Annotated in this window: 14 protein-coding genes; 7 read left to right on the top strand and 7 right to left on the bottom strand. The window is 73.2% G+C overall.

Features of this window, described 5'->3' with window-relative positions:
• From Pta02_RS06515 to Pta02_RS06485, 7 genes are all read left to right on the top strand, one after another.
• The gene (locus Pta02_RS06515; protein WP_203873768.1) at positions 1-1,551 is read left to right on the top strand and encodes an SDR family oxidoreductase; all 1,551 of its coding nucleotides are present in this window, start codon (positions 1-3) and stop codon (positions 1,549-1,551) included.
• A gap of 73 nt (positions 1,552-1,624) precedes the next feature.
• Positions 1,625-3,451 carry an acyclic terpene utilization AtuA family protein gene (locus tag Pta02_RS06510; RefSeq protein ID WP_203873767.1) on the top strand — a complete coding sequence of 609 codons (1,827 nt, stop codon included), beginning with the start codon at positions 1,625-1,627 and terminating at the stop codon, positions 3,449-3,451.
• Positions 3,452-3,652: 201 nt separating this feature from the next.
• Positions 3,653-4,684, top strand: coding sequence for a phosphotransferase family protein (locus tag Pta02_RS06505; protein WP_203873766.1), 1,032 nt, complete (start codon positions 3,653-3,655; stop codon positions 4,682-4,684).
• Between the two features lie 122 nt (positions 4,685-4,806).
• The gene (locus Pta02_RS06500) at positions 4,807-5,013 is read left to right on the top strand and encodes a hypothetical protein (protein ID WP_203873765.1); all 207 of its coding nucleotides are present in this window, start codon (positions 4,807-4,809) and stop codon (positions 5,011-5,013) included.
• Positions 5,014-5,133: 120 nt separating this feature from the next.
• Positions 5,134-6,006 (top strand): helix-turn-helix domain-containing protein, encoded by an 873-nt coding sequence (locus Pta02_RS06495; protein ID WP_203873764.1) that lies wholly within the window; start codon positions 5,134-5,136, stop codon positions 6,004-6,006.
• A 45-nt stretch (positions 6,007-6,051) separates the two neighbouring features.
• Entirely contained in the window at positions 6,052-6,312 is a 261-nt protein-coding gene (locus Pta02_RS06490) for a hypothetical protein (RefSeq protein ID WP_203873763.1), read from the top strand.
• Between the two features lie 157 nt (positions 6,313-6,469).
• A complete protein-coding gene (locus tag Pta02_RS06485) occupies positions 6,470-7,798 on the top strand; it encodes a S1 family peptidase (RefSeq protein ID WP_203873762.1) in 1,329 nt (442 codons plus the stop codon).
• A 151-nt stretch (positions 7,799-7,949) separates the two neighbouring features.
• Here the strand turns inward: Pta02_RS06485 and Pta02_RS06480 are convergent, their stop codons facing one another.
• The 7 genes from Pta02_RS06480 to Pta02_RS06450 form a co-directional block, all read right to left on the bottom strand.
• Complete coding sequence (locus Pta02_RS06480) at positions 7,950-8,597, bottom strand: TetR/AcrR family transcriptional regulator (RefSeq protein ID WP_203873761.1); 648 nt, start codon at positions 8,595-8,597, stop codon at positions 7,950-7,952.
• A 155-nt stretch (positions 8,598-8,752) separates the two neighbouring features.
• Positions 8,753-10,855 (bottom strand): mannosyltransferase YkcB-related protein, encoded by a 2,103-nt coding sequence (locus Pta02_RS06475; RefSeq protein WP_203873760.1) that lies wholly within the window; start codon positions 10,853-10,855, stop codon positions 8,753-8,755.
• On the bottom strand, positions 10,855-12,045 hold the full coding sequence (locus Pta02_RS06470; protein WP_203873759.1) for a bifunctional glycosyltransferase family 2/GtrA family protein: 1,191 nt from the start codon (positions 12,043-12,045) through the stop codon (positions 10,855-10,857). The genes Pta02_RS06475 and Pta02_RS06470 overlap by 1 nt, the downstream gene beginning before the upstream one ends.
• A 160-nt stretch (positions 12,046-12,205) precedes the next feature.
• Positions 12,206-13,693 (bottom strand): HAMP domain-containing sensor histidine kinase, encoded by a 1,488-nt coding sequence (locus Pta02_RS06465; RefSeq protein WP_203873758.1) that lies wholly within the window; start codon positions 13,691-13,693, stop codon positions 12,206-12,208.
• Positions 13,690-14,397 carry a response regulator transcription factor gene (locus tag Pta02_RS06460; RefSeq protein ID WP_203873757.1) on the bottom strand — a complete coding sequence of 236 codons (708 nt, stop codon included), beginning with the start codon at positions 14,395-14,397 and terminating at the stop codon, positions 13,690-13,692. The genes Pta02_RS06465 and Pta02_RS06460 overlap by 4 nt, the downstream gene beginning before the upstream one ends.
• Before the next feature lie 89 nt (positions 14,398-14,486).
• A complete protein-coding gene (locus tag Pta02_RS06455; RefSeq protein WP_203873756.1) occupies positions 14,487-16,007 on the bottom strand; it encodes a phytoene desaturase family protein in 1,521 nt (506 codons plus the stop codon).
• Between the two features lie 193 nt (positions 16,008-16,200).
• Positions 16,201-17,106, bottom strand: a complete 906-nt coding sequence (locus tag Pta02_RS06450) for a LysR family transcriptional regulator (RefSeq protein WP_203873755.1) — start codon at positions 17,104-17,106, stop codon at positions 16,201-16,203.
• Positions 17,107-17,263: the final 157 nt, after the last annotated feature.

The following is a 17,263-nucleotide window of genomic DNA, read 5'->3' as shown; positions in this document are numbered from 1 at the left end:
ATGGGGATGATCCTGGTGACGGGGGCCACCGGCTACATCGGCGGGCGGCTGGTGCCGCAACTGCTGGAGGCCGGGCACCGGGTCAGGTGCGTGGCCCGCAGTCCGCAGCGGCTGCGGGACCTGCCGTGGGCCGGGCAGGTGGAGGTCGTGGCGGGCGACGTCGGCGACCCCGGCGCGATGCGGCGCGCGCTGGACGGCGCCGACGTGGCCTACTACCTGGTCCACTCGATGGCCGGCGGTCCCGCCTTCGCCGAGCGCGACCGCAGGGCGGCCGAGACCTTCGCCGGGGCCGCGGCGCAGGCGGGGGTGGGCAGGATCGTCTATCTGGGCGGGCTGACCCACGCCTCCGGGGAGCTGTCGGCGCACATGCGCTCCCGCGCGGAGGTGGGAGAGATCTTCCTGCGGGCTCCGGCGCCCGCCGTGGTGCTGCGGGCCGCGACGGTCATCGGGTCCGGGTCGGCCTCGTTCGAGATGCTGCGCTATCTGACCGAGCGCCTGCCGGTGATGACCACGCCCCGCTGGGTGCGCACCCGCACCCAGCCCATCGCCATCCGCGACATGCTGCGTTATCTGACCGCCTGGGCGGAGGTCCCCGGGGAGGTCAACCGGGCCTTCGACATCGGCGGGCCGGAGGTGCTGAGCTACGAGGAGATGATGCAGGGGTACGCCGCGGTCGCGCAGCTGCCCGCCCGGGTGATCGTCCCGGTGCCGGTCCTGTCACCGAGCCTGTCCAGTCACTGGGTCGGCCTGGTCACGCCGGTGCCGGCGAGCATCGCCCGGCCCCTGGTGGAGTCGCTGCGCCACGAGGCCGTGTGCGCCGAGCACGACGTCGCCCGCTTCGTCCCCGACCCGCCGGGCGGGCTGATCGGCTTCCGGGAGTCCGTACGGCTGGCGCTGCGCAAGATCAAGGACGCCGACGTCGCCACCCACTGGTCCTCCGCCTCCACCCCCGGCGCACCGAGCGACCCCCTGCCCACCGACCCCGGCTGGGCGGGCGGCAGCCTCTACTCCGACGAACGCGAGCTGACCGTGGCCGCACCCGCGCAGCAGGTCTGGCGGGTGATCGAGGGCATCGGCGGGGCCAACGGCTGGTACTCGCTGCCCGTCGCCTGGCGGGCGCGCGGCCTGATCGACCGGCTGATGGGCGGAGTGGGCCTGCGCCGGGGGCGCCGCGACCCCCGCCGGCTCCGGGTGGGCGACCCGCTGGACTTCTGGCGGGTGGAGGAGATCGAACCCGGGAGGCTGCTGCGGCTGCGCGCCGAGATGCGCCTGCCGGGCCTGGCCTGGCTGGAGCTTTCGGTCTCCCCTGACGGCTCCGACCGGTCGGATCCTGCGCAGGACCGCCCCCCTCGGCCTGCCGCCCCCGATGACTCCGGCCGGGCGGGTTCCCCGGCCGGCGCTCCCGCCCGGTCCGTCTACCGGCAGCGCGCGCTGTTCCATCCGCACGGGCTGCTGGGGCACGCCTACTGGTGGGGCATCGCCCCCTTCCACAACCTCATCTTCGGCCGGATGCCGCGCAACATCGCCCGTGCGGCGCGGCAGTGGCGTTGACCGCAGCCGGTGCACCCGCCCGGCCGGCCGTCTGGAACAATGCTCCAGTCCCGAACGGCCGAGGGAGGACCCGATGCTCCGTGTCGCCAACTGTTCCGGCTTCTACGGCGACCGGTTGTCGGCCGCGCGGGAGATGGTCGAGGGCGGGCCGATCGACGTGCTCACCGGTGACTGGCTGGCCGAGCTGACGATGCTCATCCTGGCCGGGAACCGGCTCAAGGGCCGCCCCGGCTACGCGCCGACGTTCCTGAAGCAGATGGAACAGGTGCTCGGGACCTGCGTGGACCGGGGCATCAAGATCGTGTCCAACGCGGGCGGGCTGGATCCCGCCGGGTGCGCCGCGGCGGTGGCGGAGCTGGCCGACCGGCTCGGGCTGGCGGTGCGGGTGGCCCACGTGACCGGGGACGACCTGCTCGCCGGCGGGCCGGACGGGGACTGCGGAGGTTGCGGGGAGCGGGGCCGGTGGGGCCTGCCGGGCGAGGCGATCAACATGGACACCGGGGAGAGGCTGCCCTCCGCACCCCTGACCGCCAACGCCTACCTCGGCGGACGGCCGATCGCGCAGGCCCTGTCGGCGGGGGCCGACGTGGTGGTCACCGGCCGGGTCACCGACGCGGCGCTGGTCACCGGACCGGGCATCTGGCGGTACGGCTGGCGCCCCGACGACCTCGACGCGCTGGCCGGGTCGGTCGTCGCCGGGCACGTCATCGAGTGCGGCTGCCAGGCGACCGGCGGCAACTACGCCTTCTTCGGCGAGGTGCCCGACCCGGCGCGCTGCGGCTTCCCGCTGGTGGAGCTGGAGGCCGACGGGTCCTGCGTGGTGACCAAGCACCCCGGCACCGGGGGCCTGGTCTCGGTCGGCACGGTCACGGCCCAGCTGCTGTACGAGATCGCCTCGCCCCGCTATCCCGGCCCCGACGTCGTGGCCCGCTTCGACACGATCGCACTGGAGCAGCAGGGCCCGGACCGGGTCCGGATCTCCGGCGTGCGCGGCGAGGCCCCGCCGCAGACGCTCAAGGTCGCGGTCAACTATCTCGGCGGCCACCGCAACACCATGACCCTGGTCCTGACCGGCCTGGACATCGAGGCCAAGGCCCGCCTCGCCGAGGAGGCCGTCTGGGCCCGCGTGCCGAAGGAGTCCTTCGAACAGGTCCACACGGAGCTGACCCCGCTCGCCGAGACCGCCCTGCTCCGGATCACCGTGATGGACCCCGACCGGAGGAAGGCCGGCCGCGCGTTCTCCTCCGCGGTGGTCGAGACCGGCCTGGCGAGCTATCCCGGTTTCTACGGCCTCACCCCTCCCGGCGACGCCACCCCGTACGGCGTCTACTGGCCCGTGCTCGTCCCCGCCGCCTCCGTGCGGCCCCGCGTCTGGCTCGACGGCCGCGAACTCCCCGCCCCGGACGCTCCCCCCGCACCCCCCGCCGGGGAAATCCCCTCCGCCGCCCCGGCCTCGTCGCCGCACGCCAGAAGCACCGCCGTCCCGGTCTCCGGAGGGACACCCATACCGGCGCCGGGTCGGCGGGAGGGGGAACGGAGTGGATCGGCGCCGGTGGGCGGCGAGGAGGAGATCGTCCGGGCTCCGCTGGGGGCGATCATGGGGGCCCGGTCCGGGGACAAGGGGGGCAATGCGAACCTCGGCGTCTGGGTGAGGACCCCGGAGCAGTTCGCGTGGCTGGCCGGTCACCTGACGGCCGGGCGCCTTCGAGAGCTCCTGCCCGCGACGGCCGGGCTGACGGTCGAGCGCTTCGAACTGCCGAACCTGCTCGCGCTCAACTTCGTCGTGCACGGCCTCCTCGGCCGGGGCGTCGCCGCCAGTCCTCGCCTGGACGCCCAGGCCAAGGCGCTGGGCGAGGAACTGCGCGCCGCCGTCACGGAGATCCCCCGATCCCTCCTGTGACGCCCGTACGGCCCGCGCGGTCCGGTCCCGGGTCCCTCTCAAGATGCCTGTACAGCCCGCGTGATCCGGTCCCGGGTCCCTCTCACGACGCCCGCACGGCTCCCGCCACCCGGGCGCCGGGGCGGCGCGGGTGCTATTGACCCGCGCCGCGCGGTCTCGTAGATTCGCCAACACTAGAACATCGTTCGGTTAGGTGTCCTCATGACCTCCACGCACATCGACGTCAACGTGATCGACCTGGACGTGCTCGGGGCGTGGATGGACGAGCAGGGACTGCCCGGCGGGGAGTTCGGGGCGGTCGAGCCGGTCGCGGGCGGGACGCAGAACGTCATGCTCCGCCTGACCCGTGGCGGCGTGCCGTACATCCTGCGCCGCCCGCCCCTGCACCTGCGGGCCCGGAGCAACGAGGTGATCCGGCGCGAGGCCCGGGTGCTCGCCGTCCTGCGGGACACCCCCGTCGCCGCGCCCCGGCTCGTCGCCGCCTGCCCGGACGAGACCGTCATGGGCGGCGCGGTCTTCTATCTCATGGAGCCGGTCGACGGCTTCAACGCCACCGTCGGGCTGCCGGAGCCGCACGCGGGCGACCCCGCGATCCGCCACCGCATGGGGCTGGAGGCGGCCTCGGCGCTGGCGGAGCTCGGCCGGGTGGACCCAGCCCCGCTCGACGGTTTCGGACGGCCCGAGGGGTTCCTGGAGCGGCAGGTCCCCCGGTGGACGGGCGAGCTGGAGGGCTACTCGGCCCTGGACGGCTATCCCGGCCCCGACATCCCCGGACTGGCCCGGACCGCCGACTGGCTGGAGCGCAACCGGCCGCGGGACTTCACTCCGGGGATCATGCACGGGGACTATCACCTGGCCAACCTGATGTTCGCCCACGACGGGCCGCGGGTGGCGGCGATCGTCGACTGGGAGATGTGCACGGTCGGCGATCCCCTGCTGGACCTCGGCTGGCTGCTGGCCACCTGGCCCGACCCCGACGGCCAGGGGCTCATCGGCGGCGGCATAGCCGATCTGGCGACGGCGCAGGAGATCGTCGCGTGCTACACGGCCCTGTCGGACCGGGACCTGTCGGCCATCGACTGGTATGCCGTGATGGCCTGCTTCAAGCTGGGCATCGTGCTTGAAGGCACCCACGCGCGGGCCTGCGCGGGCAAGGCCCCCAAGGACATCGGTGACGCGCTGCACGCCACCACTCTCGCGCTGTTCTCCAGAGCGGAGACGCTGATGGCCTGACGCCGACGACCCGGCACCCGCGAGCGGCGGGGAAATTTCGTGATTTATGGATGTCCTGATCTTCCAGGCTTTAGGATTGCGCGCAATTGCAATATGAGGCTGGCTCGGGGAAGGACACAGTCATGCGTTTGCGGTTTCTCGGCTCCACCTCGGAGGCGGGGGCCTGCCCCTCCCTCTACGAAACCGACCGGGGCACCATCGTCGTCCAGGGGCTGCACGTCACCGACGCCGCCGCCCTGGCCGATCTGCGCCACGTCCTGGACGGTGAGACCGCCGTCGAGGTCCCACGGGAGCTGCTGATCGACATCGCCCGCAAAGTGCTCTCCTGACACCCGCCGGACGCTCCCCTGAGTGACCGCGGGTCACCTGTTGATCACGATTGGGGCGGCCCCTATGGCACCTTCCGTCCCGTCGGGTCTACCCTCGTGCGGCACCGTACGGGAGGTCTTATGAGTGGGTTCCAGCAGGCCCGGGTCGAGCTGGGGGCGCAGCTCCGCCGATTGCGGGAGACCGCGGGCCTGTCGGGCAAGGAGCTCGCCGAACGCCTGAGGTGGCAGCCCTCGAAGATCTCCCGGATCGAGAACGCCCGCCAGACCGCCACGGAGGACGACGTCACCGGGTGGGCGCGCGCCGTACAGGCCGCGCCCGAGGTCCTGGAGGAGCTGATCGAGCAGGCCAACGGCCTGTTCGAACGCCAGGACTCCTGGCGGCAGCGGCACCGCAGCGGCCTGGCGGCCCTCCAGGAGGACATCCGCGACCTGGAGGCGCGCACGACCACCTTCCGGGTCTTCGAGCCGGGCGTCGTCATCGGCCTGCTGCAGACCACCGAGTACGCCCGCAGCATCTTCACCAGGATCAAGCGCCTCTACAACGCGCCCGACGAGATCGACGCGGCGATCCGGGTGCGCATGCAGCGCCAGGAGATCCTCTACGACCAGAGCAAGCGCTTCCGCTTCATCCTGCCCGAGGCGGTGCTGCGCTATCGCCTGGCCCCGCTGGACGTGATGCGCGGCCAGCTCGACCGGCTGCTCGCGGTGACCGCGCTGCCCAACGTGGAGTTCGGCGTGGTGCCCTTCGAGGCGCCCCTGCCCTCCGCCCTGCTCAACGGATTCTGGATCTACGACCAGGACCACGTCGCGGTGCCGACCAGGACCAGGGACCTGATCCTGCGCGACCCCGAGGACATCGCCTTCTACGAGCGCGCCTTCGAGGAGTTCGGCGAGATCGCGGCCTTCCGGGAGGACGCCAGGCTGGTCATCATGCGAGTCCTCGATGATTTCGCTCGACAATCCGCCAATCAGTCACCGCAATTGCTTGATTAACCTCCCAAGATCGTGCAATCCTCGGCAAGACGGAGGTGAAGCACGATGCTCGACACGCTGTCCTGCCTTGAGAGGTTCGCCGCGGCGATCCGTTCGCACGCCGATCTGTCCCTGCAGAACGTGTCGCTCGGCGATCCGGCATACGTGTGCGTCCGCAACCGCTTCAGCGAGACCCTCATGGAGACCGTGACCTGCTCCCCGGACGGCGGCTTCATCACCTCCTGGGGCTACCGGCTCGGCACCGCCGACAACATCGAGGACGCCGCGGCCCGCCTGGCCTTCCTGCTGGCGGCCCTGCCCGCCTGATCCCGGCCGCCCCGGCGGACACCCGCGATCCGCGAGGCCCCTCACACGGACCGGCCGTCGCGCCGGGCCCGCGGTGAGCTGGAACGTCAACCCGGATGCAAGCCGCGCTCTAGTGACGCGGCGCACCCTCCCGCCTATACCACAGGGGAGGGAAGGTATGGCTAACTCACTTCGGCGGAGGCTCGCGGCGGGACTCGCCGTGACCGGCGTCGTGATCTCACCGGGTCTCGTCGCGGGCGAGGCCCTGGCGGCCCAGGCGCCGCCGGGCGACGTGGCGGTCGGCACCAGGCTGGCCGCCGAGAGCGATCCCGCCGTCCAGCTGATCGCGCTGGACTACACGGCCACCGTGGTCGTGCCCCAGGCGGGCCCGCGCAAGACGTTCGCCGCTCTGCGCGCCCAGGCCGGGCGGCACGCCAAGGCCAAGCGCATCCCCGGCGACCAGCAGAGCCAGCTGAAGTGGGTGCTCCGGAAGGCCGCGGCCGACGTGGACCGCTATCTGCGGCCCACGGGTGACGACCGCAGGGTCCGTACGAGCTTCGGGGGCGCCTGCACCGGATGGTGGATCACCTCCGACGGCTACATGGTGACGGGATCGCACTGCGTCGGCTCGCCCAAGGCCCAGATCCGGGCGGGCCTCGCCGGCAAGACCCTGCCGAAGATCGGCGACGGCGACGTCAGGACCTTCCTGAAGGAGATCTCGCAGGTCGCCCAGGCCGACGACGAGCTGGTCAGGCTCACCAGGAGCATGTTCGACCGGTTCAACGCCAAGAACATGCGGGTGACGGGCCTGAAGAGGTACATCTCCCTCGTCAGCCCCCTGCCCGGCGGCGGGATGGACAAGACGGCCAAGATCAGGCCGCTGAGGCTGGTCGCGCGGGGCCGGGACTATCCAGGCGAGGACTTCGCCCTGCTGAAGCTGGCCGGCGCCAGGAACCTGCCCACCGTGCCGCTGGGCCGGGACACCGACGTCCGCGTGGGCGACACCCTCTACATCAACGGCTTCCCCGGGCTCATCACCACCAGCACGGTCTTCGACCTGCGCTCGCGGCTCTATCCGGCGCTGACCGAGGGGGCCTACAACGCCAACCGGACCACGGTTTGGAACGTTCCATACATCCAGGCCCAGGCGCCGTCCTACCCGGGCAACTCGGGCGGGCCGGTGTTCAGCAGGGAGGGCAAGGTCATCGGGATGCTGATCGCGGGATCCCCGGAGCCCGGCGGGGGCGTGACCGAGAACCACAGCTTCATCCTGCCGGTGGGCGTCGTCAGGAAGCGGCTCGCCGCCGCCGGGGTGACGGCCCGCCAGTCGCCGACCAGCCGGGTCTACGACTCCGCGCTCGACGACTTCTTCGCCCACCGCTATCGGGCGGCCCTGCCCAAGTTCCGCAAGGTGCGCGCGCTGTACCCGGCCCACCCGTACGTCGCCGGCTACATCGCCGACTCGCGCAAGGCGATCGCCGCGGGCAAGGACAGGAGCAAGCACTGAGACCACGCCGCGCGTCCCCGCGAGGCCGCCGCGAAGCCCGCGGGGAACGCCGGTGTTCGGCTGACGGCCCCCGGAGAACGGCGGCGCCCGGCGAACGGCTTCGCGGGGACGACCGGCGCCCGGTCAACGGCTTCGCGGGAAAGCGTGCTGCTCAGGGAGCGGCCTCGGCGGGGAACGCGGAACGCTCCAGCCCCACCTCCCGCGCCGCGGCGACGCGGGCGTGTTCCAGCAGGCGGGCCCGGGACATGTTCCCGGCGTCCAGGGTGTAGCGGATGGCCAGGCCGTCGAGCATGCCGTCGAGGCGCTCGGCCGCGCCCTGCGGATCGTCGCAGACGAACTCGCCCAGGGCCACGCCGTGGGCGATCACGTCCCTGAGGACGTCGATCCAGGCACCCTCGAACTGCAGCAGGATGGTCCGCACGTGCTCCTCGCGCATCCCGACCGCCCAGGCGTCGAGCCAGAGGATCCAGCCCTGGTCGTCCCGGGAGGCGGGGATGCACACGCGCAGGATGTGGTCCAGCCGCTCGACCGCGCTCTCGGGGCCGTCGGCGATCTCCCGCAGCCGCTGGATCTCCGCCTCGCTCGTGCTGCGGAGCATCTCGGTGATGAGATCGTCCTTGGTGGCGAAGTGATAGTGGATCAGCCCGCCGCTCACGTTGGTCGCCTTGGCGATGTCGGCCACGCGGGTGCTGGCCAGCCCCCGCTCCAGAACCACCTTCCGAGCGGCTTCGAGCAGTTCGGCCCGCCGCTGGTCTGCCTGGTCGGCGCGGCTGCCGCGCGCTCCTCCTCCGCTGTGCACGGCGCAAGACTACAGCAGCACGCCTGCCCGCCCCCGTTCCCTGTGATCCGGTCATCGGCGAGGGACGACGGAGGCGGGAGGGGGGCCGGAGGCGGGTGCGGAGGAGGGGCCGGAGAGGGACCGCGGGGCCCGCGCCCGCCGGCCCTCCCCGTCGTTCAGCCGCAGCGGTAGAGGGACGACTGCTCGCTCTCCTGCCCGCCGTACTCCGACGGGGCGACCGCGGTGCAGTTGGTCTGCACCCACGTGTTCACCTCGGAGCCGCCGCCTCCCCCGGGACCTCCCCGGCCCCCGCCGGGCATCAGGTACCTGAGCCGGCCGGAGGAGAGGAGTTCCTTGAGCCGGTCCACGGTCATCGCCGGGTCGCCGCCGGTGAAGCCGCCCATCGCGATGACCGGCTGACCGGTCGACAGGATGATCGACGAAGCGCTCTGCGCGCTGCTCACCGCGACCAGCCAGCTCGCCTCGCCCCGGTTCTCCCGCAGGTACTCGATCATCTGCGAACTCACGCTCCCACCGGGACCGCCCCGCATGCCGCCCCGGCCGCCACCCGGCGCCCCCTCCGCGGCACCGCTGGGAGGCGCCCCTGGCGCGGCGTCACCGGGAGGCGTCCCGCCGGGAAAGCCCTCGCGCGTCCCGCCGGGAAAGCCCTCGCGCGTCCCGCCGGGCATCCGCATGCCCCCGGGCCCGCCGAAGCCGCCGCCCGCGGGGCCCGCGGTGGGGTTGGTGCCGTTGACGGCCGAGCCCAGCGGGGTCACGGCGTAGGCGGCCGGACCGGCCAGGCCCGCCGACAGCCCGGCCGCCAGGGCGACGGCGGAGATCCGCAGCCGCAGGCGCCGGCTCATCCGGGCCGACAGCAGCCCGGCCGCGGCGACCGCGGTCAGCCCCGCCACCGCCCACGCCAGCCAGGGCACGAAGTCCGGAGTACGGCGCAGCACCGTGAACGCCCACGCCCCGGTCACCGCGATCCCCGCCGGCAGCGCCCAGGCCCAGGCGCGCGAGCGCCGGTACGCCCGCCACATCAGCGCCCCGCCCAGGCCGGTCAGGGCCGCGACGGCCGGGGCCATGGCGGTGGAGTAGTACGGGTGGAAGGTGCCGCTGGAGAAGCTGAACACCGCATAGTGGACGGCCAGCCAGCCGCCCCACATGATCAGGGCCGCGCGGGCCCCGGGGAGGTCCTCGCGTACGGCCGGCGCCCGCGTCACGGACGGAACCGTCCGCGAGGGCGCCGCCTCGCCCGTGGACGGCGCCGCCGCCCGCGTGGCCCGGCGGGTGGCCAGGATCAGGCCGCACACCAGGGCGAGGACCGCGAAGGGCAGCAGCCACGAGATCTGCCCGGCCATGACGTCGTTGAACAGCCGTCCCGCGCCCGGCTCACCGCCGAAGCCGCCGCCTGCGCCGCCCCCGCGGCCCTGTCCCCCGAAGATCCGGCCCAGGCCGTTGTAGCCGACCACCAGGTCCCAGACGGAGTTGTCGGTGCTGCCCCCGACGTAGGGACGATCGGCCGCGGGCCACAGATCGACGATCAGCATCCACCAGCCGCTGGAGACCACCAGCGCCGCGCCCGCCGCGAGCAGCCGGCCGAAGCGGCGCGGCACCGTGCCGGGGGCCGTCACCAGGTAGACCACGGCGAAGGCGGGGACCACCAGGTAGGCCTGGAGCATCTTCGTGTTGAAGGCCAGGCCGACCAGCACCGCCGAGAGGACCAGGGTCCGCGTCCTGCCGTCGCGCACGGCCTCCAGGCAGAACCACCCGGCCAGCACCAGGAGCAGGACCAGGACGGTGTCGGGGTTGTTGTCCCGGTTGATGGCGACCGTGATCGGGGTCAGCGTCATCACCAGCGCGGCGGCCAGCGCCGCCGCGTGGCCCGCCGTACCGGACAGCGAGCGCCGCACGGCCGAGTGGACCACGGCGACCGCCGCGACGCCCGCGGCCGCCTGGGGCAGGAGCATGCTCCACGTCCCGTACCCGAAGACCCTCGCCGACAGCCCCATCACCCACAGGGCGAACGGCGGCTTGTCCACGGTGATGAACGATCCGGCGTCCAGGGCGCCGAAGAAGAACGCCTTCCAGCTCTGCGTGCCCGACAGGATGGCCGCGGCGTAGTAGGAGTTGGCGTCGCCGTTGCGGCCCAGCGCCCACACGTGCAGGACGGTCGCCAGGGCCAGCACGGCCCAGAAGGCGGGACGGGCCCAGCGGGGGGCGGCCCCCCGGGAGCGCGCGGACGGGGCCGCGCGCCGGGTGACGGTGGCGGCGGTCATCACGCGGCCTCCGCCCGGCGCGGGTTGAAGACCCACGCGCGCAGCAGGAAGAAGCGGACCAGGGTGGCCAGGGCGTTGGCGGCGATGACCGCGGCGACCTCGGCGGCGGTGGAGGCGTCCGGGGCCAGGGCGGTCAGCACGGCCAGGCCGCCGGTGCTCAGCACCAGGCCGATGACGAAGGCCAGGCCGCCTTCGAGCTGCTGGCGCAGGGCCCCCGCCCGGCCGGTGACGCCGAAGGTGAAGCGGCGGTTGGCCGCGGTGTTGGCGACGGCGGTGATGAACAGGGCCAGGGCGTTGGCCGCCACCGAGGGCACCAGCATCCGCAGGAACACGAACAGGCCGAGGTGGGCCAGCGTGCTGATCACGCCGATGACGGCGAAGCTGGGCAGCTGGCGGGCCAGGCCCTTGGGGAGGGTGGCGTTGCGTACCCGGGGCGGGACCGGGATGCCGGCCGGGCCGGACAGGGTCTTGCGCGCCACGCGGGCCATGCCCTTCAGATCGTCCTTGATGGTCTTGACGATGTCCACCCGGCTGTCGGGGTCGTCCACCCAGTCCACCGGGACCTCGTGGATGCGCAGCCCGTGCCGCTCGGCCAGCAGCAGCAGCTCGGTGTCGAAGAACCACTCCTCGTCCTCGACCGCCGGCAGCAGCGCCTGGGCGATCTCGGTGCGGACCGCCTTGAAGCCGCACTGGGCGTCGGAGAAGCCCGCGCCCATCGCCCCGCGAAGCAGCAGGTTGTAGGAGCGCGAGATGAACTCCCGCTTCGGCCCGCGCACCACGTTCGAGCCCCGGGACAGGCGGGTGCCGATCGCCAGGTCGCTGTGGCCCGACAGCAGCGGGGCCACCAGCGGCAGGAAGGCGTCCAGATCGGTGGACAGGTCCACGTCCATGTAGCCGACCACGTCGGCGTCGCTCTCGGACCACACCCGCCGCAGCGCCCGTCCCCGGCCCTTGGCCTCCAGGTGCACGGCCCGCACGTACGGCAGCTCCCGGCTCAGGCCGACCGCGATCGGCCAGGTCTGATCGGTGCTGGCGTTGTCGGCGATCGTGATGCGGAAGCCGTAGGGGAAGGTGGCGACGAGGTAGGAGTGCAGGCGGCGGACGCTCTCGGCGAGCACCCGCTGCTCGTTGTACACGGGAACGACGATCTCCACCAGCCGGGTGCGTACCGGCGCCGTCAGCTGGGTCATGCTGCCCCCCGTGGATCGTGGCTCTGAGCTGTCATGGCCTCAGGTTCGGCGACCGGTCTTGGGCGTTCCTGAGGCGATCATTAATGCGGGGTGAGAAAAACGACGATCCACAGCATGATCAATTGATCTTGTAAATGACTTGCGGGCGCCGGGCGGTCCTCTACGGCGTGGGCGAGCCGGGAAGGCGCAGCCGGGCCAGGGCCCCGCCGCCCTCGGCGTTCTCCAGGACGACCTCTCCCCCGGCGTCCCGTACGGCCTGCGCCACGATGGCCAGCCCCAGCCCGGACCCCGGCATGCTGCGCGCCGAGGACGAGCGCCAGAACCGGTCGAAGACGTAGGCCAGTTCCTCCTGCGCGATTCCGGGGCCGTGGTCGCGCACGGTCAGCTCGCCGCCGCGCAGCCGTACGACCACGGGGCCCCGCCCGCCGGAGCCGCCGCCCGCCTCCTCCTCCCCCGCCGGGCCGTCCGCCGTGTCCCGCCCGGCCGGGCCGCCGTCCGGAGCCCCGGAGAACTTCACCGCGTTGTCCAGCAGGTTGACCACGGCGCGTTGCAGCGCCGCCTGGTCGCCCCGGACGTACCACGGCTCGATGCCGACCTCGATCGGGATGTCCCCGGCGCGCAGCCGGGCCCGGTTCACCGCCGACTCGACCACGCCGTGGAAGGCCACCTCGACGTACGGTTCGTGCTCCCCCGCCGAACGGGAGAGCTGGAGCAGGTCCCCGATCAGGGTGGACATCTCCTCGAACTGGGCCTTGAGGCTGCCCAGCAGCCGGTGCCGGGTCTGCGGGGCCAGCGGGCGGCCGGTGTTCTCGCTGCGCAGCAGCAGGTCGACGTTCGTCCGCAGGCTGGTGAGCGGGGTGCGCAGCTCGTGCCCGGCGTCGGCGATCAGCCGCCGCTGCCGTTCGCGGGACCCGGCCAGCGCGGCGGTCATCGCGTTGAAGGAGCTGCCGAGCCGGGCCAGCTCGTCGGTGCCCTCCACCGGGATCCTGGTGTCGAGGTCCTCGGTCCTGGCGATGTGCTCCACCGCCCCGGTCAGGCGCTCGACCGGCCGCAGCGCCGTACGGGCGATGATCCTGCCGGCGGTCGCGGCGCCCACCACGCCGAGCCCGGCCACCCCGGCCAGGATCACGGCGAGCGTGGTCAGCGTGGTCTGGAACTCTCCCAGCTCCCGGGCCTCCATCACCACGTAGCCCGAACCGATGGAGCGGGTTATCACCCGTACCTCGGACTCGTCGGAGGTCACCCCGTTGCGGAGCGCGTCCGTGCCCTTCGGCGCCTTCGCCAGGGCGAGATCCGCCGGAATGACCTTGATGGTGGTGTCGCCGCCGGCGCACACCTTCCCGTCGGGGTAGACCAGCTGGATCGGGGGGAAGTTCGGCGGCAGTCCGCGCGGGAGAACCCGGCCGTCCATCCGCGGCCGGGCGTCGTCCGGCGCGGGGGTGTCGCCGACGGCGGTGTCTCCCAGGCAGTGGCTGACGACCCACGCGCTCTGCCGTGGCCCCGGCCCGTCCAGCGAACGGTCGACCTGGTTCAGCAACGCCGTGCGCACGATGAACCAGCAGGCCCCCGCGCACACCGCGATGGCCGCCGCCACCGCCACCGCGACCAGCAGGGTCAGCCGCGAGCGCAGTGAACGGCGGCCCCTCACGGGGAGCTCCGCAGCACGTAGCCGACGCCACGGACGGTGTGGATCAGGCGGGCGAGCCCGTCGACCTCGGTCTTGCGGCGCAGGTACATGACGTAGACGTCCAGGGAGTTGGAGGACGGCTCGAAGTCGAAGCCCCACACCTCGCTGAGGATCTGCTCGCGCGTGAGAACCTGCCTGGGGTGGAGCATGAACAGCTCCAGCAGCAGATACTCGGTCCGGGTCAGCTCCAGCGGGAGGCCCGCCCGGGTGACCTGCCGGGCGGCGACGTCCATCCGCAGGTCGTCGAAGACCAGTTCCCCGGAGTCCTCGGCCGCCGGGGCGGCCATCGCGCCGCGCCGCAGCAGCGCCCGGACCCGGGCCAGCAGCTCGTCCAGCTCGAACGGCTTGACCAGATAGTCGTCGGCGCCCGCGTCCAGCCCCGACACCCGGTCGCCCACGGCGTCGCGCGCGGTGAGCATGAGCACGGGGACGCGGTTGCCGGCCGCCCTGAGCCTGCGGCAGGCGGTCAGCCCGTCCAGCCGGGGCATCATCACATCGAGCAGCACCAGTTCGTACTGCTCGCGCTCCAGGGTCTCCAGCGCGGCCTGCCCGTCGGCGGCCAGGCCCACCCGGTAACCCTCGAACTCCAGGCTGTTCTGCAGCGCCTCCCTGAGCGCGGGCTCGTCGTCCACGACCAGCACCCGCGCCGTCTCACCGTCACCCATGGTGACCACGTTAGGCGCCCTTCATGAGAGCCTCATGAAGGGACCCGTGTGTTTCCCCTGAGAGACCCGGGAGAGGCGCCCGAGCTTCCTCAGGAGCCCCCCAGCACCGCCATCGCGGCGTTGTGCCCGGGGATGCCGCTGACGCCGCCGCCGCGCCGGGCGCCCGCCCCGCACAGCAGGATCCGCTCGTGACCGGTCTCCACGCCCCAGGTCCCCGGCTCGCCGAACGGCCACGACAGGTCGCGGTGGAAGATGTGGCCGCCGGGCAGGCCGGCCTCGTTCTCCAGGTCCACCGGCGTCCTGGCCTCCAGGCAGAGGCTCCCGTCCGGGGCGCGCAGCAGGCAGTCCTCGATCGGCTCGGCGAGCACCGCGTCCATCGAGGCCAGCGTCGCGCGCAGCGCCCGCTCCCGGGAGCCGGCCGGGTCCTCGCGGAACAGCCGGGCGGGCATGTGCAGGCCGAACAGCGTCATCGTCTGCGCCCCGGCCGCGCGCAGGTCCGGCCCCAGGATCGACGGGTCCGTCAGCGAGTGGCAGTACACCTCGGCCGGGGGCAGGGCCGGGATCTCCCCCCGCGCGGCCTCGGCGTGCGCGCGGGCGAGCTGGTCGCGGCCCTCGTTGATGTGGAAGGTGCCGCTGAAGGCCGCCACCGGCTCGACGTCCGGGTCCTTCAGCCGGGGCAGCCTGGACAGCACCATGTTGACCTTGAGCTGGGCGCCCTCGGGCGCGGGCTCCCCGGCTCCCAGCAGCCGGGCCAGTACGGCGGGCGGCACGTTGGCCAGCACCCGCTCCCCGCTCACCGTGTGCTCCCCGGCCGCGTCGCGGAAGACGACCTCGCCCGACGGGTCGATCGCCACGGCCTCGGCGCCGGTCGCGATCTCGGCCCCGGCCGCCCGCGCGAGGTCCGCCAGTCCCCCGGAGACCGCGCCCATGCCGCCGACGGGGACGTTCCAGTCCCCCGTGCCGTCGCCGATCACGTGGTAGAGGAAGCAGCGGTTGGCCAGCAGGCTCTCGTCGCACGGATCGGCGAAGGTGCCGATGAGCGCGTCGGTGAGCACCACGCCGCGCACGGTGTCGTCGGCGAAGCGCTCGTCCACGACCTGCCCGACGGGCCGCTCGAACAGCTCCCGCCACGCCTCGCGGCCGACCAGGTCCCGCATCGCCGTACGGTCGGCGAGGGGTTCGAGCAGCGTCGGCGCGACCTTGGCGGCCACCTCGGCGGTCATCGCGTAGAAGCGTCGCCACGCCCGCAGGTCGGCGGTCCCGCCGGTGACCCGCTCGAACGACGCGGCGGTCCGCCCGGCGTCGTCGTTGTCGACCAGCAGGCCGGTGCCGCCCACCGGGGTGTAGGAGGCGTACCGGCGGCGGCGCAGCTCCACCGCCAGGCCGAGGTCCTTGACGACCTTGGAGGGCAGCAGGCTGACCAGGTAGGAGTAGCGCGAGAGCCGGGCGTCGACCCCGGGGAACGCCCTGGCCGAGACGGCCAGGCCGCCCACGTGGTCCAGGCGCTCCAGGACGAGCACGCGGCGGCCTGCGCGGGAGAGGTAGGCGGCGGCGACCAGGCCGTTGTGGCCGCCTCCGACGATCACGGCGTCATAGCGGGAACGGAGCACGGGACATCCAGGGGTGAGACGTGACGGGGCCGCAGGATCCGGCGGTCGGACACGGCCGGGGACGCCCGGTGGCCGGACAGCCGGGAGCGCCCGCGCCTAGAGCCCGGTCTGCCAGTGCGGCTCCGGCCGGAGAGCATCCGGCATCTCGATCCACGCCATGGCCGAAACCATACAGCGAATCCGACAAAACGGTCTATGGTCGCGCGGTGGACAGGGCGATCTCCAGAAGCGTCCCCGCCGGCCCGGTGGGGGTGCGCCCCCGCCGCCAGACGGCCCGCAGCCTGCGCTGCAGGTCGATCCCCCGCGTGGGCACCTCCGCCAAGCGGCCGGCGGCCAGCTCCGCCTCGACGGCGTAGCCGCTGAGCACCGCCGGGGCCGCGCCCTCACGCGCGGCGCCCTTGACCGCCGCGTTCGAGCCGAGCTCCAGCCGGGGAGCCGCCACGGCGTGCCCCGCCAGCGCGCGGTCGAGGGTCTCCCTGGTCCCCGACCCGCGCTCGCGGACCACCAGCGGCGTGGCCGCCAGCTCCGCCTCCAGCAGCGGGGTACGGCGCCGCGCCCACGGATGCTCCGGCGCGACCACGACCACCAGCCGGTCGGCGGCCACCACCCGCGAGGCCAGCCCCTGCGGCACCGAGGGTCCTTCCACGAAGCCGAGCTCGACCCCGCCGATCTCGCCGCCGACCAGCCTGACCACCTCCGCCGAGTTCTGCACGTCCAGCCCGACCTGGACCTGCGGCTCCCGGTGCTGCAACTCCCCCAGCCAGCGCGGCAGCAGATACTCGGCCACGGTCATGCTGGCGGCGATGTGCAGGTGCGCCGCCCGCGCGTGCCGTACGGCCTGCGCCCCGCGGACCAGCTCCTCGGCCGCCGCCAGCACCTGCGTCGCCCAGGCCGCGACCATCGCCCCCTGCGCGGTGAGCGTGGAGCCGCGGGGGGTGCGTTCCAGCAGCGTCAGGCCGAGACGGCGCTCCAGGAGCGCGATCCGCTTGCTCGCCGACGGCTGGGCGAGACCCGCCGCCCTGGCCGCCTGTCCCAGGCTGCCCAGCCGGTCGACGTCGACCAGCAACTGCAGGGAATCGAGATCGGGCAGGCGGCTCATAGCTCCAGGCTATGACCCCGATGATCGAGAAGGTCCGGTGACCCCGGCCGACTGCCTTTACAAAGTAGATTCACTTTTCCGGCGGGAGGCCGCCGCGGTCATCGGCATGATCTCACCACGCCGCGCCCCCGCCCTCGGCTGATCTCCCGATGGACGG

Origin of the sequence: Paraplanobispora takensis (assembly GCF_016863195.1) — a bacterium.
Lineage (GTDB): Bacteria > Actinomycetota > Actinomycetes > Streptosporangiales > Streptosporangiaceae > Planobispora > Planobispora takensis.
Note: the sequence above shows the minus strand (reverse complement) of the source record. Positions and strands in the feature narration are given on the sequence as shown.

Bases quoted from the DNA above. Each gene is read 5' to 3' on its own strand.
- Pta02_RS06515 (WP_203873768.1), top strand. From the start codon at position 1: ATGGGGATGATCCTGGTGACGGGGGCCACCGGCTACATCGGCGGGCGG.
- Pta02_RS06495 (WP_203873764.1), top strand. From the start codon at position 5,134: ATGAGTGGGTTCCAGCAGGCCCGGGTCGAGCTGGGGGCGCAGCTCCGC.
- Pta02_RS06490 (WP_203873763.1), top strand. From the start codon at position 6,052: ATGCTCGACACGCTGTCCTGCCTTGAGAGGTTCGCCGCGGCGATCCGT.
- Pta02_RS06460 (WP_203873757.1), bottom strand. From the start codon at position 14,397: ATGGGTGACGGTGAGACGGCGCGGGTGCTGGTCGTGGACGACGAGCCC.
- Pta02_RS06505 (WP_203873766.1), top strand. From the start codon at position 3,653: ATGACCTCCACGCACATCGACGTCAACGTGATCGACCTGGACGTGCTC.
- Pta02_RS06470 (WP_203873759.1), bottom strand. From the start codon at position 12,045: ATGACCCAGCTGACGGCGCCGGTACGCACCCGGCTGGTGGAGATCGTC.
- Pta02_RS06475 (WP_203873760.1), bottom strand. From the start codon at position 10,855: ATGACCGCCGCCACCGTCACCCGGCGCGCGGCCCCGTCCGCGCGCTCC.
- Pta02_RS06450 (WP_203873755.1), bottom strand. From the start codon at position 17,106: ATGAGCCGCCTGCCCGATCTCGATTCCCTGCAGTTGCTGGTCGACGTC.
- Pta02_RS06500 (WP_203873765.1), top strand. From the start codon at position 4,807: ATGCGTTTGCGGTTTCTCGGCTCCACCTCGGAGGCGGGGGCCTGCCCC.
- Pta02_RS06510 (WP_203873767.1), top strand. From the start codon at position 1,625: ATGCTCCGTGTCGCCAACTGTTCCGGCTTCTACGGCGACCGGTTGTCG.
- Pta02_RS06485 (WP_203873762.1), top strand. From the start codon at position 6,470: ATGGCTAACTCACTTCGGCGGAGGCTCGCGGCGGGACTCGCCGTGACC.